The organism is Hahella sp. NS-SX17 (assembly GCF_057367735.1).
Genome location: NZ_CM170632.1, coordinates 4,579,521 through 4,605,661, shown reverse-complemented (window position 1 = coordinate 4,605,661; position 26,141 = coordinate 4,579,521). Strand labels below are relative to the sequence as shown.

The 26,141-nt window shown below is 54.6% G+C and carries 23 protein-coding genes; 15 read left to right on the top strand and 8 right to left on the bottom strand.

All coding sequences use genetic code 11. The annotated features are described in order from the left end of the window. Positions 1-4 precede the first annotated feature (4 nt). From hutG to hutC, 3 genes are all read right to left on the bottom strand, one after another. Entirely contained in the window at positions 5-964 is a 960-nt protein-coding gene (gene hutG, locus AC2IBB_RS20315) for a formimidoylglutamase (protein WP_486328581.1), read from the bottom strand. Next, positions 957-2,168, bottom strand: coding sequence for an imidazolonepropionase (gene hutI, locus AC2IBB_RS20310; RefSeq protein ID WP_486328580.1), 1,212 nt, complete (start codon positions 2,166-2,168; stop codon positions 957-959). The genes hutG and hutI overlap by 8 nt, the downstream gene beginning before the upstream one ends. Positions 2,169-2,618: 450 nt before the next feature. Beyond that, entirely contained in the window at positions 2,619-3,326 is a 708-nt protein-coding gene (hutC, locus tag AC2IBB_RS20305) for a histidine utilization repressor (RefSeq protein ID WP_486328579.1), read from the bottom strand. A gap of 320 nt (positions 3,327-3,646) precedes the next feature. Between hutC and AC2IBB_RS20300 the strand changes: the two genes are divergently transcribed. Further along, a complete protein-coding gene (locus tag AC2IBB_RS20300; RefSeq protein ID WP_486328578.1) occupies positions 3,647-5,080 on the top strand; it encodes an MBOAT family O-acyltransferase in 1,434 nt (477 codons plus the stop codon). Between the two features lie 37 nt (positions 5,081-5,117). Continuing rightward, a complete protein-coding gene (locus tag AC2IBB_RS20295; protein WP_486328577.1) occupies positions 5,118-6,140 on the top strand; it encodes a hypothetical protein in 1,023 nt (340 codons plus the stop codon). Positions 6,141-6,170: 30 nt separating this feature from the next. Here AC2IBB_RS20295 and AC2IBB_RS20290 read toward each other — a convergent pair whose 3' ends face one another. Together AC2IBB_RS20290 and AC2IBB_RS20285 are read right to left on the bottom strand one after the other, a co-directional pair. After that, positions 6,171-6,341 carry a hypothetical protein gene (locus AC2IBB_RS20290; RefSeq protein WP_486328576.1) on the bottom strand — a complete coding sequence of 57 codons (171 nt, stop codon included), beginning with the start codon at positions 6,339-6,341 and terminating at the stop codon, positions 6,171-6,173. Between the two features lie 198 nt (positions 6,342-6,539). After that, positions 6,540-10,958 carry a DEAD/DEAH box helicase gene (locus AC2IBB_RS20285; protein ID WP_486328575.1) on the bottom strand — a complete coding sequence of 1,473 codons (4,419 nt, stop codon included), beginning with the start codon at positions 10,956-10,958 and terminating at the stop codon, positions 6,540-6,542. A gap of 171 nt (positions 10,959-11,129) precedes the next feature. Between AC2IBB_RS20285 and AC2IBB_RS20280 the strand changes: the two genes are divergently transcribed. The 3 genes from AC2IBB_RS20280 (at position 11,130) to AC2IBB_RS20270 (ending at position 14,093) form a co-directional block, all read left to right on the top strand. Beyond that, positions 11,130-11,909 (top strand): substrate-binding periplasmic protein, encoded by a 780-nt coding sequence (locus AC2IBB_RS20280; protein WP_486328574.1) that lies wholly within the window; start codon positions 11,130-11,132, stop codon positions 11,907-11,909. A gap of 16 nt (positions 11,910-11,925) precedes the next feature. Beyond that, entirely contained in the window at positions 11,926-12,480 is a 555-nt protein-coding gene (locus AC2IBB_RS20275; protein ID WP_486328573.1) for a hypothetical protein, read from the top strand. 209 nt (positions 12,481-12,689) lie between these two features. Next, positions 12,690-14,093: a pectin acetylesterase-family hydrolase gene (locus AC2IBB_RS20270; RefSeq protein WP_486328572.1), complete on the top strand. Its 1,404-nt coding sequence runs from the start codon at positions 12,690-12,692 to the stop codon at positions 14,091-14,093. Positions 14,094-14,209: 116 nt separating this feature from the next. On the opposite strand, the gene AC2IBB_RS20265 is transcribed toward AC2IBB_RS20270, so the two are convergent. Beyond that, positions 14,210-14,920: a hypothetical protein gene (locus AC2IBB_RS20265; protein ID WP_486328571.1), complete on the bottom strand. Its 711-nt coding sequence runs from the start codon at positions 14,918-14,920 to the stop codon at positions 14,210-14,212. Positions 14,921-15,105: 185 nt separating this feature from the next. Between AC2IBB_RS20265 and AC2IBB_RS20260 the strand changes: the two genes are divergently transcribed. The 6 genes from AC2IBB_RS20260 (at position 15,106) to AC2IBB_RS20235 (ending at position 20,270) form a co-directional block, all read left to right on the top strand. After that, positions 15,106-15,546, top strand: coding sequence for a COG4315 family predicted lipoprotein (locus tag AC2IBB_RS20260; protein ID WP_486328570.1), 441 nt, complete (start codon positions 15,106-15,108; stop codon positions 15,544-15,546). Positions 15,547-15,709: 163 nt separating this feature from the next. Then, on the top strand, positions 15,710-16,261 hold the full coding sequence (locus AC2IBB_RS20255; RefSeq protein WP_486328569.1) for an RNA polymerase sigma factor: 552 nt from the start codon (positions 15,710-15,712) through the stop codon (positions 16,259-16,261). Further along, a complete protein-coding gene (locus AC2IBB_RS20250; protein ID WP_486328568.1) occupies positions 16,246-17,010 on the top strand; it encodes a hypothetical protein in 765 nt (254 codons plus the stop codon). Before AC2IBB_RS20255 ends, AC2IBB_RS20250 begins: the two co-directional genes overlap by 16 nt. Positions 17,011-17,129: 119 nt before the next feature. Then, complete coding sequence (locus AC2IBB_RS20245; protein ID WP_486328567.1) at positions 17,130-17,711, top strand: hypothetical protein; 582 nt, start codon at positions 17,130-17,132, stop codon at positions 17,709-17,711. Positions 17,712-17,910: 199 nt separating this feature from the next. Further along, a complete protein-coding gene (locus tag AC2IBB_RS20240; RefSeq protein ID WP_486328566.1) occupies positions 17,911-19,650 on the top strand; it encodes a carbohydrate-binding module family 20 domain-containing protein in 1,740 nt (579 codons plus the stop codon). Between the two features lie 200 nt (positions 19,651-19,850). Further along, on the top strand, positions 19,851-20,270 hold the full coding sequence (locus tag AC2IBB_RS20235; protein ID WP_486328565.1) for a hypothetical protein: 420 nt from the start codon (positions 19,851-19,853) through the stop codon (positions 20,268-20,270). Between the two features lie 41 nt (positions 20,271-20,311). Here AC2IBB_RS20235 and malZ read toward each other — a convergent pair whose 3' ends face one another. Continuing rightward, positions 20,312-22,120, bottom strand: a complete 1,809-nt coding sequence (malZ, locus tag AC2IBB_RS20230; protein WP_486328564.1) for a maltodextrin glucosidase — start codon at positions 22,118-22,120, stop codon at positions 20,312-20,314. A gap of 141 nt (positions 22,121-22,261) precedes the next feature. Here malZ and AC2IBB_RS20225 point away from each other — a divergent pair, with 141 nt between their 5' ends. The 4 genes from AC2IBB_RS20225 (at position 22,262) to AC2IBB_RS20210 (ending at position 25,090) form a co-directional block, all read left to right on the top strand. Next, positions 22,262-22,693 carry a CAP domain-containing protein gene (locus tag AC2IBB_RS20225; protein ID WP_486328563.1) on the top strand — a complete coding sequence of 144 codons (432 nt, stop codon included), beginning with the start codon at positions 22,262-22,264 and terminating at the stop codon, positions 22,691-22,693. A 62-nt stretch (positions 22,694-22,755) separates the two neighbouring features. Then, positions 22,756-23,352 carry a DJ-1/PfpI family protein gene (locus AC2IBB_RS20220; protein ID WP_486328562.1) on the top strand — a complete coding sequence of 199 codons (597 nt, stop codon included), beginning with the start codon at positions 22,756-22,758 and terminating at the stop codon, positions 23,350-23,352. A 179-nt stretch (positions 23,353-23,531) separates the two neighbouring features. After that, positions 23,532-24,908: a patatin-like phospholipase family protein gene (locus AC2IBB_RS20215; protein WP_486328561.1), complete on the top strand. Its 1,377-nt coding sequence runs from the start codon at positions 23,532-23,534 to the stop codon at positions 24,906-24,908. Beyond that, positions 24,905-25,090, top strand: coding sequence for a hypothetical protein (locus tag AC2IBB_RS20210; protein ID WP_486328560.1), 186 nt, complete (start codon positions 24,905-24,907; stop codon positions 25,088-25,090). The genes AC2IBB_RS20215 and AC2IBB_RS20210 overlap by 4 nt, the downstream gene beginning before the upstream one ends. On the opposite strand, the gene AC2IBB_RS20205 is transcribed toward AC2IBB_RS20210, so the two are convergent. After that, positions 25,084-26,061, bottom strand: coding sequence for a GGDEF domain-containing protein (locus tag AC2IBB_RS20205; RefSeq protein WP_486328559.1), 978 nt, complete (start codon positions 26,059-26,061; stop codon positions 25,084-25,086). The genes AC2IBB_RS20210 and AC2IBB_RS20205 overlap by 7 nt on opposite strands. Between the last annotated feature and the right edge of the window lie 80 nt (positions 26,062-26,141).

Sequence of the window (26,141 nt, the reverse complement as noted above, 5' to 3'; positions counted from 1 at the left end):
ACTTCTACGCTTTTGTTGTTGGTTTTCCCAGCAGCCCGGCCAGGCGCGCGGCGAGTCGTGCGGCGACGCGGGCGGTTCTGCTGTCGATATCGTAAGTGGGGTTGTACTCGGCGATGTCCGCCATCAGCACTGGCAGGCCTTTACGCTGAATTGCGTCCAGCATGGCTTCGACGATTTCCAATGGAACGCCGCAGGCCGCCGGGGCGCTGACGCCGGGAGCGGTGGCCGCCGGCAGTACATCCAGGTCGATAGTGAGATAGAGACAATCAATTTTGCTCATGAAGGCGTCCAGCGCGCGCAACATGGGGCCCAATTGGGTAAAGCCGCAATGGGTGTCTTTCAGATAAGTGACGCCCAGTTTGTCGGCGCGGTCGAATAAGGCCTGGGTATTGGCGTATTCACTGATGCCGAACACCGCATAGTGAAAGGGCTTGCCGGTGTTTTTACAGTATTTGGCGATCTGCTGGAAAGGCGTACCGGAGCTGGCCCCTTCGCTGTCGCTGCGCAGATCAAAGTGAGCATCCAGGTTAAGGATGCCGAGCACTTTGTCCGGCGCCGCCTGATCCATATGTCGGCGCAGGCCCTGAAAGCTGCCCCAGGCGACGTCATGGCCGCCGCCCAATACAATAGGGTTGTGTCCCGCCTGCAGCTGCTTGAATACCTTGTTGGCCAGCGCCGCCTGGGCGTCTTCCAGCTCGCCCTCCCACTTAATATTGCCGCAGTCATAAACCGGGCGGGAAAGGCGCCAGGGCAGGTTCGCCAGAGCCTTGATGATTTCGTCAGGGCCGTTCGCCGCGCCCACGCGGCCTTTGTTGATATAGACGCCGAGATCGCAGGGGTAGCCGATCAACGACACGCCCGCCGGACTGTCTTCCTGCGGCGCGCGAACTTGCTGGTGCCAGCGTACGGCGGTGGGGCCGTCGGCGCTGTCGATGCGACCTGACCAGACTTTTGCCTCAGACATTGTGAATTTCTCCATGAAAAACCCGTTGATGCGGACCGGTGACGCCGAATTCGTAGCTCAACTGAGCCGGGTGCTGACAATCCCAGACAATAAAGTCCGCAGCCATGCCCGGCGCCAGATGGCCGATGCGGTCCTGCATGCCAAGCGCCTTAGCGCCGTGGCGGGTGACGCCGGCGAGGGTTTCTTCCGGGGTCATGCCAAAGAAGGTGCAACCCATGTTCATCATCAGACGCATTGACGCCAGAGGGCAGGAACCGGGATTAAGGTCTGTGGCCAGAGCCATGGCGACTTTGTGCTTGCGCAACAGATCCATGGGGGGACGCTGGGTTTCCCTCAGGAAATAGAAGGCGCCGGGCAGCAGCGTCGCCACCGTGCCGGAGGCCGCGATAGCCTGCACGCCAGCCTCGTCCAGATATTCCACATGATCGACGGACAGCGCGTTGAATTCCGCGGCGAGCTGGCTGCCGCCGCTCAACGTCAGTTGCTCCATGTGGCCTTTCACCGGCAGGCCCAGTTTCTGCGCGGCTTCGAATACCCGGCGGCATTGCTCTGGGGTGAATGCGATGGATTCGCAGAACACGTCCACGGCGTCAGCGAGCTTTTGCTCATGGGCCAAGGGCAGGGCTTCTTCGCAGATCCAGGATATATAGTCGTCGGAGCGACCGGCGTACTCGGGAGGCAAGGCGTGAGCCGCCAGCAGGGTGGTGCGGACGTTGACCGGATAGCGTTGCCCCAGACGTCGCGCTACGTGCAGCATCTTCAGCTCTGACTCCAGATCCAGGCCGTAGCCGGATTTGATCTCTACTGTGGTCACGCCTTCCCGCAGCAGGGCCAGCAAGCGTTTCTCAGATTGCTGCAACAGCTCTTTTTCAGTGGCGGCGCGGGTGGCGCGCACGGTGGAAATAATGCCGCCGCCCTGTTTGGCGATGTCAGCGTAGGAAACGCCTTGCAAGCGCATTTCGAACTCAGCGGCGCGGTCGCCGCCGTAAACAAGATGGGTGTGACAATCCACCAGGCCGGGGGTGATCAGGCGACCATTGGCGTCAGTGATGTGATCGGACGCGCCGCCATCCCATTCAGACATGGGGACGATGGCTTCGATATTGCCGTGCGCCACGCCGAGTGCATGGTTTTCCAGCAGTCCGTAAGCGTGTTGGGCGTCAGGATCGAGGGTGGCGATCCTGGCGTTGATCCACCAATCCATAAAATCTCGCTCTCCGCAGTGTTTTTATAAATGTATATACATTTAAAGACGAAAACGGCGGTTTGCGCAAGAGGGGGGACGAGAAAAACTTCTTTTCATAACGAACACAGAAACTGGTGTGGGGTAGCCTGAAGACTGTGCTGTCATGCCGTGATGGCTATAAAAATAGAGGGTTTAAGACATTTTTTGAATTTGGCTGGCTGATGCGAATGTAGCGGACTCTGCGTCTGCACCACCCGCATGTAGCGAGGTTTTTAGAGGCTAGGAATTTTAAATGTATATACAAATTTATGGTTCGTTAACTGCTTGATCTATAGTCAAGATGGCTGGAAACAGAGGAAAAGATAAGGAAACCACACGCGTCAGCCCGCGCGTAAGGCGAGCCTGAGGCTGTCAGTCGCTACAAGATAAACTGATTTGATCGTCGCTATGAGAAGAGGGAAGCGATGCCTATGAAAAGTGGCTGTCGGATTGCAGGCGATAGCGGCTGCCAGGATAAGTCAGGTGGGCGCTGCTGACTAATTGCTGACGGCTCCAGGTGCGACGGTAGATGCGCAGGCAGGGCTCATTGGTATTGATTTCCAGCAGCTTGCACTGGTCCGGGTCCGCCAGCACCGCTTCGATAATATGCTCCACATCGGAAACCGGATAAACGGAAGTGAGGTATTGATTGGGAGTGACGACGGAAAAATCCTGGTCCAGATATTCCGGCGCCAGCAAAGGGTTGATGTAGCGATCTTCCAGTTGCACCGGCACGCCGTCTTCCTGGTGGACGATTAAGGTGTGAAACACCGCTACGCCGGTTTTGACGCCCAGCTGCACCGCCACATTGGAAGAGGCGCGCAATTGCTCCTGCTTGACGATGCGGGCGCTGTATTCATGCCCCCGGGCTTTGATTTCTTCCGCGATGTTGCGGATATCCTGAAAAGAAGAGGTGGGCTTGGCGTCGTTGACGAAAGTGCCTTGCCCCTGATATCTCACCAGACGCCCTTCATTCACCAGATCCCGTATCGCTTTGTGCACCGTCATGCGGCTCACCTGAAACTGCTGCGCCAACTGCATTTCCGTGGGAATGCGTCCTCCGACCACATAGCGCTGGCTTTCGATGCCGCTGACGATAAAGTCCTTAACTTGCTGAAACCGGGGTTTGGATGACACGAATAATTTGTCCTTGCGATTACCTGACGAAAGCCGTCAATGATTCGGGCGCATATTGTATAGGCATTTTAGCGGCGAATCAGGAGGTTGTAATGGATGAGGTAGAAAATAGCGCTTGAACCCCCACAAAGGCTTCCAGGAAGGCTTTCGGCATAATGATGAGAGAATTAACTGTTACTCAGTTGTTACGGATATTGAAATCATGACTCGCAGGGGGCTTCATTTGTGTGGCATCGTTCAATGGGGGCCTTAGGGCTTTAAATATGTGTCTTGAAAGGAGGTATGTATAATGGGGCGCTCCTTAGCTGGCGCAGACGCGTATGCCATTTAATACCTATTTGTTTTTCATCTTCTTCGCTACCGTATGGATAGCCTTTAGTACGTGCAATAACTGGCGGCTTCAAAAACTAATACTACTTATCTCTAGCTATATATTTTACTCTGCCTGGAATCCAGGTTTTGTCTTCCTGTTGCTATTTTCAACAGTTTGTGACTGGTATATAGCGAAAGGTATCTTTCGCGCAGAATCGAAAAAGAAGAAGAAAGCATACGTTTGGGGGACGCTCTTTATTAATTTAGGCTTACTGGGCTTTTTCAAGTACTGGAGCTTTCTCTCGGAGAACCTTTCCTTTATCAGTGGTGGGCTTATCCAGGCGTCATCATTCGATATATTACTGCCGATGGGCATATCATTTTATACATTCCAAACAATCTCATACTCAATTGATGTTTACCGAGGAAAGATTAAGCCCGCTACCTCGTTCAGCGACTATGCGCTGTATGTCTCGTTTTTTCCACAGCTGGTAGCTGGTCCAATTGTTAGAGCCAATGATTTTTTACCACAGTGCGAGAAGCCAAAGAAGGCTTCTGCTGATCAGCTGGGATGGGGGTTGTGCTTGCTCGTATTTGGCGTGTTCCAGAAAGTTGCGTTAGCGGATAATCTTTTTGCTCCAATCGTTGATGCGGTATACCAAAGTCCTGATACATATGGGCAACTTGAGACCTGGATTGCGGTATTTGCTTTTTCGGGGCAAATATTCTGTGACTTTTCCGGCTATTCGACTAGCGCCATAGGTGTTGCGCTATGTTTTGGATTTGTATTGCCCGACAATTTTAACTCTCCCTATGGAGCAATAGGGATACAGGACTTTTGGCGACGCTGGCATATTAGTCTGTCTACCTGGCTCAGGGACTATGTATATATATCTATGGGCGGAAACCGTTTAGGTAGCGGCAGGACATACTTTAATCTTTTTTTTACAATGCTTGTCGGTGGATTATGGCACGGCGCCTCATGGATGTTTGTTATCTGGGGGAGTTTGCATGGGGTTTATCTTATAATGGAGCGCCGCTTTCGTAGAGTCTCGGTTTCTTTCAACAAACCAGTCGGAGCGTTCAAAAGTTTTATATTGGCCTTTCTAACATTCGTATTGGTTTCTTTGACATGGGTATTTTTTAGAAGTCAAAGCGTAGAAGAGTGCGCTCAGATACTGCTGAATTTAGTTGGCGGCGCTAATGCATCCGATAAAATTGCCTCTGATAAAACCGGGGCGATTCAGAATAGCCTGTTTTATGCATGCGTTGGAAGCATTGGGCTCTTCGTTATACATTTTAATTTGCGTGAGAGAAGTATTGAGTATCTATTCTCTAATATGGGACCGCTTTTGCGATCGCTTTTTTTAAGTGGTTGTCTGATTTGCCTGTTTTTGTTATCGAGTGGTGACTCCCGTGCGTTTATCTACTTCCAGTTCTAATGATCGCATTCCCAAAGGGAAATGGAGGACGACTTGGTTGGCCGCCATATTGTTAACTGGAGTTACAATATTGGTATTCGAAGTAGGGTTGAGGTTTTCTGGATATACGCCAACACAGGTTGACGCCGTAGAGTATTGGATAGATCAGCGAGATAAAATTGGAGGCGGCTCCGAGCGTCCTGTAGCTCTGATTGGAGCGTCGCGTATTCAATTAGGAATAGATACAGACAGGATGCGTGAGAGGGTAAAGCGCCCGGTTTTTCAGTTAGCCATTGACGCGTCCTCTTTTATCCCTGTCCTCAGAGATATCAGTGAAAACTCCAGCTTTACTGGCGATTTAATCGTATCAGTGCACGAAAAATTCTTGCTTTCAACATCCTTAATGCAGCGCTCTGAAGATTGGATTAGCGCATACCATAAGCAAAAGAAAGAGCCGGTGGAGCCATTTAGGCAGGTAGATAACGCTATAGATCGAGAGTTGAGGTCAAGGCTTGCAAGTAGGTTTATGGGGGCCAAGCCCATGGATTTGATTGATAAATGGGAACCTTCATTAAAGAGTGAGAAAAAGTTAGACATCATTACAAATCCAGACCGAAGTCGTGACGCCTATTATCATCTTCAAGATATGAGTGAAACTTATATGGTAAGAGTGTATAGGTATTATGGCTTGGAGCCTCCTTCTGAAGCTCATGACTTGCCTTATTTTAATAAATATATTGTGGATCAGCTTGCAGGTATAGAAGCCGGAGACATAACCATATTTAGAAAAAATGTTGATAAAATTAGTGCGTATGTAAAAAAAATAGAGAAACGTGGAGGTAAAGTTTACCTTGTGCGTTTTCCTACAGATAAACTAATTTGGGCCTACGACGAACATGTATGGCCAAAGAACGAGTATTGGGACAGATTCATCAGCAAGCGATTTAATGCGGTTCACTTTGCGGATTTTCCTACACTAAGCGGTTTTTCTCTTCCAGATGGCTCCCATTTGGATGTGAAGGATAAAGAATCCTTCACTCGTGCGCTTCTGGATATCTTGCAGGAAAGAGGGTTGAAATAGCGCCCAATTGGACCATTTATTGATCACAGTCTACCCTTTATATCTGAGCCGGGCGTTGGATAGAGTGGTTGCCTCCAGCCAGACGCCGTCTGTGTCCGCTGTATTCATCGTAGTGCCTGTGTTGTGCTCGCCAGAGGGAACTCTGATCAGCCAGAGGAGTCCCTGCAGGATACCGCGGCCGGCTTTTGCGAGTTGCTTCATCCGTTCCCCTGCAGGCGTGGCTAGAACGCCGACAACAACGAGGAGCGAAGCAATGATGATCAAACCTGCCCCGACGCATTCCTATCCGGTTGTTCCAGCAAATCTGAAAGTATTTCTGTTTTATGTGGTAGCGATTCTGTTCGCGGTGAGCGGTATCGCACTGGGTTGACGTTTCTTACGCCCGCTGGGTGGCGGGCGTCATAGCAGTTTGCGGTTGAGCGCGACGTCCTTGTATCCCTTCTGCACGTCGAACATGCGGCTTAGAGAAACGAGGTAGGGACTGTCTGTGGCTTTTTCACCGTTAATGGTTTCCAGGTTGATGCTTTTGAGCGGCTGATGGAGCCGATACAGCAGGTTGCGCAAAGGCGCCAGACAGGCCTCTATGTCTGGATGGTCGGGCGCAATCAAGATCTCCAGTTGTTTGCCGTTACGGCGGGAGATCATGACCAACTCAGGCCCCATGAAACTCATGTGTATGGAGTCCAACCGTTTCGGCAGCCGTTGTTTCAAGCCCGCCAGACCCAGTCCGCAAAGGGACGCAGGATCAGTGGCGTTGAGCCAGTATATGCGCGCCTGCGGTAGGCCGCTCTGTAGTTTCTGCAACGCCGCTGGCGTGATGAACTGTGGGCCGGGAATATCTTTGAAAAAGTAGCCGCCAATAATCTCTCTGGAAAGCTCCATCAGGCGCAGGGAGCGAAACACTGCGCTCCAACGCATTTCCGGCAGCTCTCTTTGTAGCAGTTCGCGAAACACTACGCCGTAGCGGCTTAACAGCAGACGTGCGCGGTCTTTGCCGCGCTCCTGTTCCGTTATCGGGTCTTCCTGCCGCAGGGGCCAGCGCACTTGCCGCCAGGTTCCGGGACTGTTCGCCGCCTGTTTTGACTGGGCGAAGGAATGGCGCATGGCGCGTCGGCGCGAAGGAGGCCTGCCGGAGCTCTGAGCGGGCAGCTCGGGAATAGTGAACTTGTTTTCCACCCCCCTGCGCAACGCGGCGAAGGTGTCATTGTTGACGCGTTGCTTCCATACCCAGTCCCATAAACGTTCCGTCAGCGTAGTGTTGTCCAGCCCACTTTTCACGGAGAGGGCTTGGAAGTCGTAACGACTGTCGGCGTCTGGAAACAGGGTCTGCAGTTCGCTGGCGTTTGCTTCGTTCAGAGAGGCGGGGGCGTCAAGCAGATCCAGGTCCGCATTGAAGCAGAATAGGGTTTTGCCTTCCTCCACGCCAAGCCACTCCAGGTCGGATTCCTGAAACAGATGGTCCAGCAAGGCCGGGTTGTAGTCCGGCAAGCGCGCAGGGAGTATTTCATTCTCCCACAGCGCGGCGGGGGCGGGCGCTCCCTGCAGGCGTTGCAAAATATCGAAGAGTCGCTCATGGGGATCGTCATCACGCTCGCACGCCTGGGTCTGCCAGCAATGTAAGAACAGGGGAAGCTGCTCCAGGGGGAGGGGGGCGAATTCCGGTGCGGCCTCTTTGCGCGCCATATGCAGGAGGATTTCGAAGTTCTCCCTATCGCAATAACGCAGCTCGGAGTCCCCCTCGATCAACGGGCCGGCCACGATTGCGCGCGCTTCCACCAGATCGTCGAGAGCCCGCTGCAAACGTTGTGGATCGACGCCAAGCCAGTGGCTTATCTCCGAGGAGGATACCGGGCCGTAAAAGCGCAGCCAATCGCCCAACAACGTATCGAAGAGCGCATCGGATTCCGCACCCGCGTCGGTTTCCGGATAGAACGCCTGTGCGAAGGAGTCCTGGTTTTCCCGCGCCACCATAATCTGGACGTCGCGATACGTCAGGCGAATGAGTTTGGCCTCCGTCGCCGTCAACATGTCTTGCAGTGTCTCCTTGCCGGATTCCGACTCAATACGGGCGAGTAATTCGCGCCATTCAGAGTCCGCAATAGCGCCGCGTTCCTTGATCCAGTCCAACAGGTCTCGCGCGCTGTCCGGCGCATAACCCGGCGCCAGGCGCTGGCGCTTCTGCACGAAGCGCTGACACAGTTCAGCGTTTACGGTGGGACGCAGCTCATCGTTGTACAACAGCTCTCGCAGCAGCTCCTCACTGAGATTGGAGGTCTTGTCCGAGGTGGGCGTGTCGTCCTTGTACATGTACAGGTTGACCTGTTCCCAGGCGATATTCTGCGCCATGGGGCTGGGCGTTCGGGTGTTGGCGACAGACCACTGAATCTGTCCGGTTTGCAGCTCCTCCAGCAGTTGCTTTAACGCGAGAAGATCGAACTCGTCCTGCAGACAGGTGCGCCAGGTTTCCAGCAGAATGGGAAAGTCCTCGTACTTGAGCACGGAGTTCAGCAGTTTCTGTGACTGTAAGCGACTCATCCACAAAGGCCGGCGCTCATTGAACTTGCCTCTGTTGAGCAGCAACGCCCGGCCTGCGCATTCCCGGAAACGTGCGCCGAAAAAGCCGGAACCCTCCAGACGGGCGCGTAACAGCGTCTCTATCCGCTCCGGGGAGACCAGAGAGAGAATGGTTTCGACGGGAATCTCCTCTGGCATTTGCAGGACGATGCACTCGTTACTGACGTATACCACCGGCTGCTCGCCGAAGGATTCCAGCCAGGCGGCTTCCAAAGCCATGCCCCAGGGGCGGTTCACTTCCGCGCCCCAGCCGGTATGCAGCACCATCTGACGGCCGTGGCTGTGTCCCAGTATTGAGTCGACGATCTCCACCAATAGGTGGTGACGATGCGGCAGGGGGCGTCCCGTGTGGGCCCGTTGGCGACGCAGGAAATCCAGCAGGGAGTCCGCCGCTTCCGCAGTCATGCAGTATTGCGACTGCAAGGTGGCGACCAGATCAGCGGCGTCCAGATTGGCATCGAGATGCTCCAGGAACAGGCCAATTTGTTCGGAGAAGTGGAAATTACGGCTGATGGACTCGGCTTTCCAAAACGGCGGCGTAGTGGCGCCCGCTTTGGCGGGAAGCACGAATACGTCGTTGTGGGTGATTTTCTGGATTTGCCAGAATTGTGCGCCGAGAGTGAAGCTTTGTCCGATTTTCGCCTCCCAGACAAACTCTTCGTCCAGCTCGCCGATACGGGCGCTGCTGTCCTGATGACGCAGATGAAAATAACCGCGATCCGGTATCACGCCCCCGGACTGATACAGAGAGAGCAACGCGCCCGGTCGCGCAGTGACCGTGTTGTCCAGGCGATCCACGGAGACCCGCGCCTGCAGTTCGCGGATGCGACTCTCCGCATAACGCCCTGCCAGCATGTCAATCAGCAGATCAAATTGGCGACAGGGCAAATGGTGGTAAACGCTGGACATGCGCAAATGGGCGTACAGCTCATCCAGGTCCCAGGTGGCGACGCCGGTCATAGAGATAATTATCTGCGCCAGCACATCAAGGGGGCATTGCAATGGGCGCACCGGCTCCAGATCTTTTTCCATAATGGCTTTGGCCAGGACGGCGGACTCCAGAAAGTCCTGCGGGTGTGTGGGAAACAGCGAGCCGACGCTGACGTCGCCCACATTATGTCCGGCCCGACCCACGCGCTGGATCGCCGCCGCCACCGAACCGGCGGTCTGCACCAGTACGACTTCGTCCAGCGCGCCGATATCAATGCCCATCTCCAGAGAGCTGGTGGCGACGATAGCGGCCAGTTCGCCTCCCTTGAGGCGTTGCTCCACCTCGGTGCGAATCTCCCGCGACAGCGAGCCGTGGTGCGCGTAGGCCACCATAGCGTGCGCCGCCTGATTGATTTTGTAAGTGAGCTTTTCACACAGGGCGCGATTATTGGTGAAGATCAGCGTGGCGCGGTTAGCCTGAATTCGCGTCAGCAGGGTTTCCGCCAGGGCGTCCCAGAGGTGTTTATCCGCTCCGCGATGGGCGATGGCGGCCGGGTAATTGACGCTGAGCCGGTAATGCTTGGCGGCGTTGGACTCCACCAGCGTGATCGGACGCTTGCGGTATTGCGGGTGGCGTGCGTAGTCCGGCTGGGCGACATCCAGTTCGTAGCCGGCGATAAAGTCCGCGGCGACGGAGATGGGGTTGATAGTGGCGGACAGGGCGATGCGCTGGAACTCACCGGAAAGGTCTACCAGACGCTCCACGGCGGAGATCAGGTAAGCGCCCCGTTTGACGCCAAGCAGGGAGTGCGCTTCATCAATGATGACCGTATCCAGGTCCTGCAGCAGGCTGAGGCCGCTTTGCGAACTCAGCAGCAGGTTGAGGCTTTCCGGTGTAGTGATGAGTATCTCTGGCGGTTGGCGCAGCATCTGGCGGCGCTCGCCTGAGGGGGTGTCGCCGCTGCGGGTCTGTGCGCGGATAGCCGGGAAGGGCTCGCCTTTGTGTTCAAAGCAGGCTGTCAGCTCCGCCAGCGGGCGGCTGAGGTTATTGCGGATATCGTTATTCAGCGCTTTCAGTGGCGAAATATAGAGGATTCGCGTACGCCCCGGTTGCAACTCACCGGTGGCGAAGCGGTTGAGGGCCCAGAGAAAGGCGGTGAGGGTTTTGCCGCTGCCGGTGGGAGCCGTGATCAGGCAGTGCTCGCCAGAAGCAATGCGCGGCCAGGCTTTGGTTTGAATATCCGTAGGCGCGCCTAAATTGGCGGCGAACCATTCCGCGATAATTGGATGAAATAAAGCCAGGGCCTGGGACATAAGAAACTGTTGTCGTCGTAAATAATGATTGTCGATAAAAGTAACCAGAATCATATATGAATTCGGCGAAAGTTTGACGGTTATGGACTTCGCGTAAAGAATTGAAGGTATAACGTCTATGTCTGGTTTCAGCAGGATGGGGAAACCGATTTGGTGTGGAGGCTTAAAAGCATGCGATGGTATTTCTCTCCTGCCATGGTGGTGCTGGTTGGGTTGCTGACCGCATCCATGAGTCGGGCTGACGACGCGATAGAAAAATTGACGTTTATGACGGAGGACTATCCTCCTTTTAATTATGTGCAGGACAACCAGCTCAAAGGCTTTTCCGTTGACCTGCTGGAACTCATCCTGAAAAAACTGGGTTCGAAGAAGACGCGTAAGGATATTCAGGTGCATCCCTGGGCGCGCAGTTACAGACTGACCTTGAAAACGCCCAATACGGTTTTGTTTGTTATGACCCGGCGGGGTCCGCGGGAAGATCTTTTTAAATGGGTTGGCCCGGTGGCGGCGTCGCCGATTGTGTTGATGGCCAAGAAAGAGCGTAACCTGAGGGTGCGCTCGTCGGAAGAAGTGAAGCAATTCCACATCGCCTCCGTACGTGAGGACATCGCGGAAATCGTACTGGATGAATACGGCGTGCCTCCCGAAAAGCGCGAGCCGGTGCCTTACCCGGAACTGGCGGCGAAAATGCTGGAGGCGGACCGGGTGGACATGTGGGCCTACGGCGACATCGCCGCCTACTGGATCATCAAACAGAATGGCTTCAATCCCTCCGAGTACGCTCCGGTGTATGACTTTGGCTCCGCTGGCGACAACTACTACGCCTTCAATATCGATACGCCGGACTGGGTTATCGAACGCTTTCAGAATGCGTTGGATGAGTTAAAGACGGAAATGGAAGATAACGGCCAGTCCGTCTACCAGAACATCATTGACCAATACATCAAATAGGAACGGACCTCCTGGCATGAACAAAGATCTCCGTCTCGGCGCCCTGTTCGGCCTCGCTTCAGGCTTGATTATCGCCGGCATCGGCGTAGTGCTCGATCTGGCGGATTTGAGCGACGCGCTGTGGGTGAACTACTGGATGCCTGGCGGCGTGTTCGGCGCCGCCATTTGTCTGGGCGCCTGGCGTCGGGGCTGGAACGCCGGGCGCAAGGGGCTGACGCTGTTGATCGTTATCGCCGCCACGATTCTAGGGTGGCGTTTATGCTTACTGTTTTTTATCGCTTCCTGGGAGGTGGTGTCACTGGCGCTGATGGGCGCGGTGGGCGCCTGCGTCACCGCCGTCGGCGTCATCCTCGCCTGGCGCATACGCGCCTGGATGATCTTTTTAGCCTCATGCACTTTGGCCGGCGCGGCGGGGGGCGTCGTCGATTTTGTGCTGATTAACAGCTTGCCAGACACCGCCAAGGACGCCGCCTGGCGCGGCTTTTGGGAGAGTGTGGCGATTTTCCCCGTTTGGCAGGCGATAACGCTGGCCTGCGCCCTTGCTGTAGGCGGCCCCCGCCCCGTCAGGTAGGGCTTCCCAACGCCCAAAGTGGGTAAACGTCGTTAAATTAAATTTGCGTAACCCTTGATCCCCGACTAGCCTTTCAGCTATCCAGTTAGCGGTCCCTGCATTACCGGCGAGCCAAGGTCGGCGACAATACTTTTTTCTTAAAAAACAGGAGCGAAGCCGGTAGGAGAGACTGGATTGAATTGCGTTTCCAATTAATGGAGGAAAAGACAATGCAATCCAGAACAAAAATAAAAACAGCGGTATTTCTAGGTCTTCTTGGCAGTTCAGTTGGCGTATCCGCAGAAATGGGCGACTACTCATTCTGGGATACCCTGGGCAATCTGATCTGGCCCCGGGGCGCGAATAACCCGGTCACGCAGGAGCAGCAAAACGCAGCGCAGTACCCTTTAACGCCCAACCCCTCCGAAGTCGCCGATGGCTTCAGTCCTGGCGGCTATCTGCAATGGCAGACCATTCAACTGCACCCAGACACCGGCGCTATCTGCGGCAATGGCTCGCCCTACAAATTCTTCGTCAATCGCGTGGCGCATTCCAGCAACACGGTGATTTACATGGAAGGCGGCGGCGCCTGCTGGGATTATGAAAGCTGCACCGGCCAGACCGGCATTCGCGGCGCTCGCAATCCCAACGGTATTCCCGATGATTACATGAGCTTGCAGAACCCGTCCGCCAGCCTGGTGAGTCCATTCGTGTTCCGTTTGCATCCCTGGACCCGCACCAAAACCCAGAACTGGAACATGGTATATGTACCGTATTGCACGGGGGATATTTATACCGGGGACAAGGTTGCGATCTACGACGACCCCACCGGAGAAAATGACCCGCTGGTATGGCGCCATAACGGCGTGCGCAATATGCGCGCTGTGGTGGCCTGGCTGAAGAATAACCTGGAGCAACCGGGACAAATGCTGATGACCGGCTGCAGCGCCGGCGGCGCGGGATCTTTCGCCAACTATCACCCGGTTCGTCGCGACATGGACCCCGGCAGGGCCTATCTGATCAACGATTCCGGCCCTATTTTCCCTGCGCCGGTGACCGGTTCTGAAGAAGAATATCCCTCTCTCAAACTGCAAAACACCATTCGTAATGTGTGGGGGCTGGACGGCGATGGCGACGGACCTTTGTATTACCTGCAAAACGAACTGTCGTCTCTGAACCTGAACGACCTGGGCACGCTTTACACCGCACTGGGCGAGCACTATCCAAACGACCGTCTGGGCCATACGCATTTCTGGGATGACCTCAATTACTCGTCATACTCGTATGAACGTTTCTACGACGATATCCAGAACGAGCCGGATGAAGAGAAGCGCAAGCAGAGAATTCATCAGCGCTGGTACAAGGACACCAGCCACCTGATGACGTCGTTGGACGGCTATGATAACTGGGGCTATTACATTCCGCGCTTCCGCGACGTGAATGAAAGCCACTGCACCAGCATTATCGAGTTCAACAACGCGGACATTCAGGAAGACGGACTGGAGCTGGACGACTTCGTCAATAATGTGATGGAAGGCTCCGGCCCGGTCATGTCAGCGTCGGAAGAAGACTCTGTCAGCGATTATCAGAAAGGCTTCAACCTGTTGTACTGGTTGCTGGATCAGTTGCTGTAAACCGATCTTGCCGGTGAACTGGTACGTTGCGATAAAGCCCCCGGATGGGGGCTTTCCTTTGTTTGAAGAGATGGGATCGAAACGGGGTGGGCGCGGGAGCTTTCCTGCGGTCAGGATTAATTCGTCGCTCCACTGCCGTCCAGCGCGTAGGCCTGCTTGAGTTCTTCGTTCAGGCGCTGGGCGAGATAATCGTCGCGACTAAGGCCATTGGGATAATGGGTCATCGCCAGCACTTCCTTCACTATTTCCGCTTCGCGTTTTTTGTATTCGGCGAAACGTGGGTCTGGATTATCCTTGAACTCCTGCATGCGCGCTTCGCCGGCCTTTTTGTATTGCTGGATCAGTTCTATGCCCTTGGCTTTGGCCTCCGGGTCATTGGGAGTAATTTTCAGCAACGCCAGTTTCATAATTAATGCTTCCGCCGCTGAGAGTTTGTGCTCTTTTTCCAGACGCTCGATATTCTGCTCCGCCCGGGAGAATTTTTCCCGGAGGGTGGCGCTGTCCATTTGCTCCGCATGTTGCAGCAGCTCGCGATAATCGCGCCCATAATCAAAGTAGGATTGATATTCCGCATAACGCTCCAGCGCCTGATCCTCCAGCAAAGAGTCCTGGTTTTGGGTCAGGGTGGAAGGGCGCGCCTGAGCGGAAAAATTCTGCATGCCGATGGGGAGAAAAGCGTTGGCGTCGCTGACGGCGGCGGCGACATTGGCGGATGTAGTTGTGTCAGGTGCGGAGGGAGACGGGGAGGAGGAGCCTCCCAGCAGCCAGGTGGAGAGACCCAGTGTGGCTGTTATGAGGGCAATGCCGAAATAGGCCTTGGGTGTCATGATCAGTCTCCTTTTTCTTATTTGAATATCCAATAGTGAGAGATCTTCTCATTTACAAATATAGTCCCCTAATCGGGGTTTAATAAAATTTTTTCTTTTTATGCATCCAAATTGATAACTGGCGTCGTCTTACTAAGTGAAGACATTCTAAACCCAAAAAAATCATTCATTAGGAGACGCTGATTATGAAACTCAAAAGCTTTACCGTTCTAGCCGCTGCGATGATGCTGACTGCTTGCGCCGCTAACTCTCAAAATCATGGCGGCGAACCAGTTTCCAGCAGAGACACCTCTCTTGGTTCCGTGATGACCAACAAGCAGGGCATGACGCTGTACACGTTTACCAAAGATGCAGCCGGCGTTTCCAACTGCAATGGCGGTTGCGCGGAAAACTGGCCTCCATTCATGGCCGGTCCATCTGCTCATGATGCCGGCAAGTTCACTATCATTACCCGCGCTGACGGCTCCAAGCAGTGGGCGTATGAGAACAAGCCTCTGTACTTCTGGGTTGGCGACCGTGCGCCTGGAGATGTTAATGGCCACGGCATCAAAGACGTATGGTTCACAGTGAAAATGGACTCGGCGAAAAGCCACAAGCAAAGCAATTACAGCAGCAGCTACTACTGATAGTCTGGCCTGATCGAGCGCAAGCGCGCGTCTTGTTGCGGCAACGCGAAAACGAAAAACCGCTGCAAACGCCAAGTCCGACTGGTATGCGGCGGCTACCTGGATATAATGCCTGGGAACCTTCGGGGGAATCGATCAGGTGAATTCAATTCAGGAGCCGTCTTTGAAGACCGCAACCGACACAGAATGGTCTGTGGAGCTGGCGCCGCTGTTGCGCCGCATCGTAGACCAGGACCGAGCCGCGCTGAAGCGTCTGTATGATTTAACCGGCGCTAGGCTGATGGGCGTCGCCATGCGTATCCTGCAGGATGAAGGCGAGGCCGCTGACCTGTTGCAGGAAGTGTATATGAAGCTTTGGCGGCAAGCGTCCCAGTATTCAGGAGCAGGGTCCGCCTGGGGCTGGCTCTGCGTGCTGACCCGTAACGCCGCGCTGGACAAACTGAAGAGCCGACAGCGCAAACGTGAAGATCTCATGGATGATGTGGAGCCGTTGATGGCGGATCTGGCGGGCGACGGATGCGGACTGGCGGACCAGGAAGGCATGCGACAATGCCTTGAAAAACTGAATGAAGAGCCTCGTAAAGCGATTTTATTGTCTTATATCCACGGATACAGCCACGGCGAACTGGAAACTCGGCTAGAGCGCCCGTTAGGGACGATCAAAGCCTGGATCAGACGCGGACTGCAGGAGTTAAAACAATGTCTCGAAGCATGAGATATAAAAACGCCACAGTTTGCGACCATCTGGCGAGTCAATATGTGGCGGGGGCGATGAGCGCCCGAGTTCGTCGACGCATGGAAACCCTGATGCGCGACTATCGTGAAATGGATACGGCGGTGGCCTACTGGTCAGACTTGATGACGCCAATGCAGGAGAGTCTGCCGGCGCAACAACCGCCTGCGGATCTGTGGGCGAAGATAGACGCCGCGACAGCGCCAGCCGCGAAACCACAAACGGCCAGGGCGCAGGCGCAGGTCGCCAAAACCAGTTGGTTAGCCAGTTTCTGGGAAAATCTCGCCATGTGGCGTTTCTCCGCGATGGCGGGAACGGCGGCGTCAGTGGTGTTCGCTGTGGCGTTGCTTTGGAACGTCATGGGCGGCGCGCCGGGGCGAGGGGCTGATTACATGGCTCCAATGAGTCGCAACGGTCAGGTGGCGTTGGTGATCTCCGCCTATAAAGGCGAGGAGCCGGGAACCTCTCAGTTGGTGACCCAGTGGTCCAAACGCTTCCAGGACAAACCTTCAGGCCCGCTGCATTTGTGGGCGGAGAAGATGGATGACCATAGCTTGGTGTATCTGGGGCAGATTGACTCAGGTAAAGAGAACTGGACGCTGACCTCCGCGGAATGGAAAGTCATCGCCAACAGCAGCCGTCTGTTGATCAATGACAACCCCACCACGCTGGATGTCGCCTCAGTTACCTTTGAAGGTCCCTGTGTCCAGCTAAACGCCTGGAAGAGCTAAAAGGCTGGCGTCCCGAGTAAAGCTGGACAAGCTGGAATAGATGAATAGAATTGCGCGGAATCTGATCCGTCGTGCTTAGCCCGCGCAATTTTTATTCTCAGATATTCAGAGGCAGTCCCATGGAAAACCCGTATCAAACGCCGCAGGCCGAGCTGGATACGCACAGCGAATCTTCAACTCCCTTCTTCACCACCTCAATTACCAAGCTGATTGTTTTATATATCGCTACGCTGGGTTTTTATCACCTCTACTGGTTTTACAAACACTGGAAAGCGCTGCAGGTTCATGAAGGTCTTAAAGTCGCGCCGGTATGGCGCTCTATATTCAGTATCTGGTTCACGCACTCTCTTTTTAAACGCATTGCCAATAGCCATCAGGAGCAGGGTCTGGGAAGTTGGGGCTCACACGAAATTGTGGCGACCTTATATGTGTTGATGACGATCGGGGGGACAATCATCAGCCGTAAACTGACGAGCGATGTTTTTGGTGTTTGGGATATTGTGCTGCTTGCCACCTCTACCATCTCTCTTTACACGCTGTATGAGGCGCAAACACATGCAAACCGTGCGAATCAAGATTCCGAAGGGAAAAGCAACAGCCGTTTTAGTCCCTGGAATATTCTGTTCATCCTTATTGGTATCGCTATTTGGGGCGTAGTTGTGTTAAGCGTGCTAGTGCAATACACCACCATTCTGGACTGATAATTCCGCACATCTCCCCGGGAGCCATGGTTCGTGACTCCCCAATCTCCCCCTCAAATTCCCCCTCTAAACTCCACTTGGATGGATGTCCGTTCACGTCGTCGCGACTAATGTTACTCCGTGGATGTGCGCGGGTGCTTAACCTTGACGGGCCATCCACGAAAGGAGTTAACAATAATAAGCTTGCGGGAGAGCTGACATGGTCATGGATAACGTGAATAACAAGAATGGCGATAACAGGCTGGGCGAGGGCGTGAAGCGACTTATTTTTGCTTCAGTCTGTGCGGGAGCGCTGTGCGCCGCCGGAAACAGCTATGGCGAGGTGAATCGTCACGCCTCGGTGATGGTGCATTTGTTCGAGTGGAGCTGGGAGGACGTGGCGCAGGAGTGTGAACAGTATCTGGGGCCGAAAGGATTTACGGCGGTGCAGGTGTCGCCGCCGCAGGCTCATATTGAGGGAGCGCAATGGTGGACCCGCTATCAGCCCGTCAGCTATGCGCTGAACAGTCGTAGCGGCGACCGGGAGCGATTTCGGAATATGACGCAACGGTGCGCCGCGGCGGGCGTGGATGTGTATGCGGACCTGGTGATCAATCATATGGCGTCCACCGGGTTCGACTTTCCTGAGGTTCCCTATGGCGTCAATGACTTCCATAACTGGAACTGCGGCGGCATTAACTACGGCGACGCCAATCAGGTCTGGAATTGCGATCTGGTGGGTTTGAAAGACTTAAAGACCGAGAGCGATTACGTGCGCGGCAAAATTGCGGATTATATGAACGACCTGATCAGCCTGGGGGTGAAAGGCTTTCGTATCGACGCCGCCAAGCATATGCCGCCTGCGGACCTAGAAAATATCGTCAGTCGCGTTCAGGACTCACCCTATATCTTTCAGGAAGTGATCAGGGCGTCAGGAGAAGCGGTGCAACCAGAGATGTACACCCATATCGCCGATGTCACCGAATTTCAAATGGAGCGTGATCTGGCCTGGCATTTTCGTAATGGCCGCATGGCGACTCTGGTTGATTTCTCTCAATGGGGCGGCCGCGTGGCCAGCAACGACGCCATGGTGTTCGTCGCTAATCATGACGATCAGCGCCAGCACCCGGAATGGGCGCTGAACTGGAATGATCCTCAGGGCATGTACTATCTCGCCCATATTTTTATGCTCGCTTATCCCTACGGCTATCCCAGAGTGATGTCCAGTTATTACTTCAATGATCACGATCAGGGGCCGCCTAATTCCGGTCCGCATACCCGCGGCGCCTGCGGCGTGGACTGGGTGTGTGAACATCGCTGGGGCGGGATTGGCAATATGGCGAAATTCCGTCAGGCCACCGCCGCCAAGGCTTATATTTCCAATGTGTCCCGCGACGGGGACAATCGGCTGGCCTTTGGACGCGGCGGACTCGGCTTTGTGGCGCTGAACAATGACACAGGGGCGTGGAGCGCCTCGCTGAATACAGGTTTGCCGGCGGGAGAATACTGCGACATTCTGCATGGCGATTACGTCACAGGCGTCTGCACTGGACCCACGGTTTTCGTGGACAGCGCGGGCTATGTTGCCGTCAATCTCGCTGGCCGCGAGGCTATGGCGATTCATGTGGAGGCCAGAGTGGCGGATTGTCCGCAGTGTCAGTCACAAAGGGTGGATGTCTCTTTTACCTGCGATAACGGCCAAACCCAATGGGGACAAAGCGTTTACGCCATAGGCAGTCTCCCTGAACTGGGCGGCTGGAGCCCCGCAGGCGCAGTCAAGCTCGACCCATCCGCCTATCCGGTATGGAGCGGCGTCATTTCCGTCCCCGCAGGAACGCAGGTCGAGTGGAAATGCCTGAAACGGGACGAAAACAACGCTGGTGCGGGAATTGAGTGGCAGTCCGGAAGCAATACGGTATTCAACTCTGACTTGGTCAACGCCACCCGCGGCGGCTGGTAATTAAAAAATCCGATTGAAAGCTCATGACTGAAAGTGAGCCACTGAAAAGACAAGATCCGGCTTCGCCGGGTCTTGTTTAGGTGCGATTCTGAGTATCCGATTGTAGCTTCGCGCATTTCTCCTGAGTTTCAAAAAGAAAGCTGCTCTATACTTTTCCGTTAATTTCTCTGGATACCCGTCCCCCAAATGCGCGATGAGTCATGCTGAACAAGAAAAAATTCCTTACTGAGTTGGCGTTGAAAAATGCGGCGTTATTACTGGTCTTTGCGCCGGCGATGATTCTGTTTACCCTGGATAGCATGCAGCATATGGAGGCGGGCAATCAGTCCGCCATTCTGGCGGTCATCGGGTTATTGATGGCGTCGGCGATTGTGGGGATATTCGAGACTACCTATCAGAAGTCCGTGTTGGAGAAACCGCTACAACGCTGGTTGGCGCACTTGACCAAGGCGTTGCTGTATCTTGGCGTGACCGAATTGATGGCCATCGCGATCGCCGCAGTGGGAACCACTTATCCGTTCTGGGACGATCCATTGATCTGGGCGTTATCGCCGATTTATCTGGCTTTGTATCTGTACGACTGCTGGGATGGCCTGATCGCGGCTGATAGCCTGCCTTGATCATCTCGTCGGGCCTGGACAACAGGCCCAAACAATTGTGTTTACTCCGGCAGCAGGATGCGCACGGATTTAGAAGGCAGAGGAAGCGTCAGCGTACGTTCCTCCGTGATGAAAATATCCCCGCTGAACAACTCCCGCCAACGGCTTCCAGGCGCGCCCAGCAACCGCGTATCCAGAAGCGCTGTAGAGGCGTCGCCCCGATTGGCGGCGATGATGACTGCGCCTTCCTGAGCGGTTCTGGCGAAGCAATAGCTGGCCGTATCCGCCCATAGATCAATGTGTCCTCCCCGACACAGAGCCGGCGTGCTTTTACGCAGGGCGATCAGGGTTTTACACCAGTTCAGAATGTCCATATCCCAACGCTCCCGATCCCAGGGGAAGGGGCGACGACAGTCTGGGTCGCCGCCGCCGGGCAGGCCGATTTCATCGCCGTAATACAGACAAGGCGCGCCGCTGTATGTGAACAGCAGGCCCAACGCCAACTTGTACAGGTCGCGATCCCCTTGCAGCAGGGTGAGGAAGCGGGGCGTGTCATGGGTGTCCAGCAAGTTAAGCTGGCTCAATTGGATGGAGCAGGGAACCGCCGCGCGCGCCTCCGCCAGCCAGGCGGCGAACTCGTGTCCGTCAATGTCCCCCGGTTGTCCAGAGATATCCAGGCCGGCCAGCCAGGCGCGCAGAGGGTGGGCGAAACCGTAGTAGTTCATCGCGCCGTCTTCCTGATCGCCTTGCAACCACTCTGTCGCTTCAAAGAAATGCTCGCCCAGCAGATAAGCCTGCGGCGCTTCCTGTTTGACGCACTCGCGCATGGCGCGCATATGCGTTGCGTTATTGTGGGCGCTGGGACCGTCGCCCAGCATATGCACGGCGTCCAGACGCCAGCCGTCGATGGCGTAGGGAGGACGCAGCCAATGGCGAAGAATGGCGTTGTCGCCCGAGTACATGCTGGCCGCCACTTCGGGATTGGCGTAATTCAGCTTGGGCAGGCTTTCGAAGCCTTTCCAGGCGGCGTAGCGACCTTCGGAGTCAAAGTTATAGAACGCGCGGTAATGCTCATCGCCCGCCTGCGCCTGTTGAAACCAGGGATGATGGACGGACGTGTGGTTGACGACGGCGTCCAGTATCAGCCGCACACCCCGCGCCTGGGTTTCTTTACGCAGCCGCAGCAGCGCGGACTCTCCGCCAAGGCGCGGCTCCACTTGGCTGTAATCATCCGTGTCATAGCGATGGTTGCTGTGAGAGGCGAAAATCGGGTTGAGATAAATCGCGCTGACGCCCAGCTCATCATGCAAATACGGTAAGGCGTCAACTACGCCGTTCAAATCGCCGCCGAAGAACTCTGACGATCCCTTGGACGGATCTGGGGTGGCGTTCCAGTCGCTGAGGGGCGTCTGCTCTTTATGTTCATTAAGTTCTTGGTTAATCGGTGCGGAAACATCGTCGCCGATGCGAAACCGGTCTGGAAAGATCTGGTAGAACACCTGATCCCATACCCATTGTGGCGTCTGTAGAGCCTGTACATGTTTGAAGTGAAAGGAGCGCGAACGAATACGAGGATGCAGGCCGCCAGCGTCAAGACAAAACTGCCGCTCTGCGCAGATAAATTTGAACAGATAATAGGTGGTTGCAGCGCCAGGGTTAGTGGGAATTTCGACCTGCCAGTATTGCGCGCCCGGAGAGCTCTCTGTTGGCTCCAGGGCGGTTAAATACTCTTCATTGTCCAGTTCGTAGCGAATCCAGGCGCCATTGATGTCGACATCGGACGCAGTTTTTACGCGGAGGCGAATTTTGCTGTCATTCAGCCGCTCGACATCGGTGAGAGGATGGTGATGGGCGATGAAATCGGTCTGCATCGTGGCGTTCTCCGGCGTTAAAAATTAGTCGGGCTTTGTGAAGTCGTTCTGGGTATGCTAGTGACGCAATGCGCGCTTGGCATCAGCCGGCGACACGCGTGTTCTACGCCCCCCAAGAGAAGGGTTCGTCAAAGGCCGGGTATGAGCCAACTTGCGCAGCGCTGGCTGCAATTGATCAACGACGCCAGAGCGCAAAGCCGTTATTGCGGCGAGGCGTTTTGTCCGACTGCGCCGCCGCTGTGCTGGAGCGAAAGTCTGGCGCGGGCGGCTCAGGAGCATTGTCGGGATATGGCGGAGAACCACTTCTTCGACCACATTGGCGGCGACGGCTGGCCAGCGGGAGAGCGGGCGACGCGCAACGGCTATGTGTGGTCGCGGGTGGCGGAGAATATTTCCTTTGGCCCCTATCTGGTGGAAGAGGTCATTGTTGGTTGGTTGGGCAGTCCGGGTCATTGCGGCAATATCATGGCGCTGGAATATACTGATATGGGAATGGCGTGCGATTACAGCGATAAAGCGCCTGCAAGCAATTATTGGACATTGGTGCTGGCGCGTCCGTTGTCGTCGAGCTGAGGGCGCGCCTGTTGTCGTGCGAATGCAATCATCGACGAACAGAGTATGAATAGCGGGACGATATGAAGATAGCCATAGTCACATGCGACGGATTCAATGAAATGGATTCCTTTATGGCGCTTACCCTGCTCAATCGGGTGAAACAACCGGGCTGGCGGGCGGAGCTGGCCTGTCCCTCCATGCACGCCTTGTCGATGAATGGCGTCAAGATCACTGCGCAACGACCGCTGATGTTCGCCAGCGAAGCGGATGCGGTGTTATTCGGCAGCGGCGTACAAACCCGCGAGCATGTGAAAAATGACAGCATTATGTCGGCGTTTCATCTTGACCCGGAATATCAGCTGATCGGCTCACAATGTTCCGGCGCGTTGTTTTTACATAGTCTGGGATTGTTGAACAACACGCCGGTATGCACGGACGCGACCACGGGCCCGGTTTTGCAAAGTCTGGGTGCGCAAGTGGTGGAGGGCCCGTTTCACGCCAAGGGTAATGTCGCCACCGCGGGAGGCTGCCTGTCCGCCACTTATCTGGCCATGTGGGTGATCTGGCGCAGTATGGGCGAAGAGGCGGCTAGAGACGTCATCGCCTATGCGGCGCCGGTGGGACAAAAGGAACTGTATGTGGACATGGCCGCCCATGCGATTGCCTCATTCATCTGATTTCCATGTGGAATAGGTTATAGTGCGCGTTGGGTAAAGAGACGGTTAAGGCTTTTCTCATTGAAACCTACGCGCTGAGGTAGTCCGAGGCGTGGCGAAAAACGGTCGTTATACGGCGGCTCCCTGGTATTAAACACGTTTAAATCAGAGACATGTATTCGTTAGTCAGATCCAGCAGTGTGTTGATTCTCCTCGCAGCCTTGTGCAGCGGGTGTGCGAGCCAGTTCAAACCGCAAAACGAACCGATTAAATCCTACAGCAGCGACCACGCTTACCGCTTCCGCACTTACCAGCGCGACAACGACCTGGGGGAAACCCTGTTGATTCTGGCGTTTTCCGGCGGCGGCACGCGGGCTTCCGCTCTGTCTTATGGCGTCATGGAGGAGCTGAAGGATACCCGCATTGAAATCGAGGGCGTCAAAACCCGGTTGCTGGATGAGGTAGACTACATCTCCGCTGTATCCGGAGGCAGTTTCACTGCGGCTTATTACGGCCTGTTTGGCGACAAATTATTTACAGACTATGAAAAAGTGTTTCTGCGTCAGAGCGTTCAGGGCGCATTGCTGTGGCAGTTGCTTAGCCCAGGCTACTGGTGGCGTTCGCTGTTCACGCGATTCGACCGTACGGAAATGGCGGTGGAGTACTATGACAACTACATTTTCAAGGGCAAGACTTTTGGCGATATTCCCCTGAGTCGTCGCCCTTTTATCAATATCAACGCCACGGATTTGAGTCAGGGGCACCGTTTCTCTTTTGATCAGGACACCTTTGATCTGCTGTGCTCGGACCTGGATAAGTTCAATATCGCGCGGGCGGTAACCGCTTCTTCAGCGGTGCCGGTGGCGTTTCCCTCTATCGTGTTAAAAAACCACGGCGGCGACTGCGACCTGAGTGAATCCGCCATGTTCCGCATGTTGAATGAATCCAAGCCTCTGGATATTCGCCAACGTGAACTGGTCAGTGGCTTGTTGTCCTATAACGACAGCAAGCAGCACCCTTATATTCATCTGGTGGATGGCGGCATCTCGGATAACCTGGGTTTGCGAGGGGTGATAGACGGCTTGCAATTGGCTGAGCTGGAAAACGCCGCGCAGGATCAAACCAAGAAAGTAAAGCGAGTGGCGGTGATTCTGGTGAACGCCGAGGTCCGGCCGAAACGAGGCATTGACGAAAGTCCTAACAAACCTTCCATCACAGATACCATCGACGCTGTCACCAATGCGCAAATTCAGCGATACAATGTGGAGTCACGGGCGATTCTGCAGGACCAGGACGACCGTATTGTCAGAGGCTTTCAACGTTTCGGACGGATTCCCTATTACTTTATAGAAGTGAATTTCCAGTCTTTCTCATCGCCGTCGCTGAAAGAATTCTTCAATAGCCTGCCGACCTCCCTGGAACTCAGTAACCGTGAGATAGATACATTGGTTCAGGCTGGGCGCTCATTGCTGCGGAACTCAGAGGAATACACAGAGTTTCTGGAGAACTTTACGACGGAAATGCCGGACGGACACATTGAAATCAGGATTGATGATTTAACGGGCGAAGATGAGTGAACTTATTAAATCATGTTAAAAAATATGTTGTTCCTGATGCTCTGTATCCTGATATCCGCATTGGTGTGGTTTTTTTATTTACTGGGCGAGTACGCCTTTCCTGTTCTATCGCTAATGTCTTTGGTGGGGTTACTGGCTCACAAGAGGAAAAATCGAAAGCCGCAGAAAGCGCTTCTCAATAACACTCCACATCGTCCATCGGACTTTGTTTATGGCGTAGCGCGTCGTCATATACGATGGCGCTGTTTGCGTCAGACTTCGCCAAGTATAGCGCTTGGTCCGCTCTCTCAATCAGCCGCGGCGCCGAATATTCCGGGTTCACCCGGGTAAAGCCGATGCTGACGTTGATTTTGCCGGCGGGGAAGGGGTGCAAGGCGACGTTTTTACGGAAACGCTCCAGGGAAGTCTCTACGCCCTCTTTGTCAGTCTGATTCACGATGACGACAAACTCCTCCCCATCAAAGCGGAATAACAAGTCGGACGAGCGGAAGCCTCTTTTCAACAGGGCGGACACATGCAACAGCGTTTCATCACCATCGGCGCCATTGGAAGGGGCTATGTGATCGATATCCAGTAAGGCGAGCCAGGACGACTGGGCTTCCTCCTCCGGTTGTTTCAAATGGTAAAAGTCGACAACCTGCTCCAGCGCTCTATCCATCGTATTCCGATTTAACAAACGAGTGAGAGGATCTCTTTCCCTCGCGTCGAGCAACGCAACCTGATTGCTGTAGATGCCGAACAAGCCTCTGATCACCTCAAAATCGTAGGTGCTGACTGCGCCTTTAATCAGGATTATTCGTCTGGGTTCCAAAGCGCTGGCGACGTCGTAGTAAATAATCGGCGCGGCGCTACTAATCCAATACCCCACGCCGCCCTGACACTCGGCGATCAGTTTCTTCAATACGTCAGCGTTTTGATTATCAAAGTCGTCGTTGGTGACAAGGGGAAAACGTCGAACCAGAGTGTCTCTTTGATTTGTCTGGTCTGTAGCGGCGATGGGCGCAGCGCTGAATACTTCGTAAGCGGACACTTCGTCAACGCCTTCTATGCTGCGTATGAGACTGATCAGGTTCTGCGTTAAATCATGATAAGACTGGTTTTGCAACAACTCAGCAGAAAGCTGAAACGCTCTCTGCAAATCCTCTGTCGACATGGCGGCGTCCTATCCGTCCGGGAATGAACTTATTAAGAATAGATGTAATCCCCGTCAGGCGCTATTAAAATTTCCGGTTT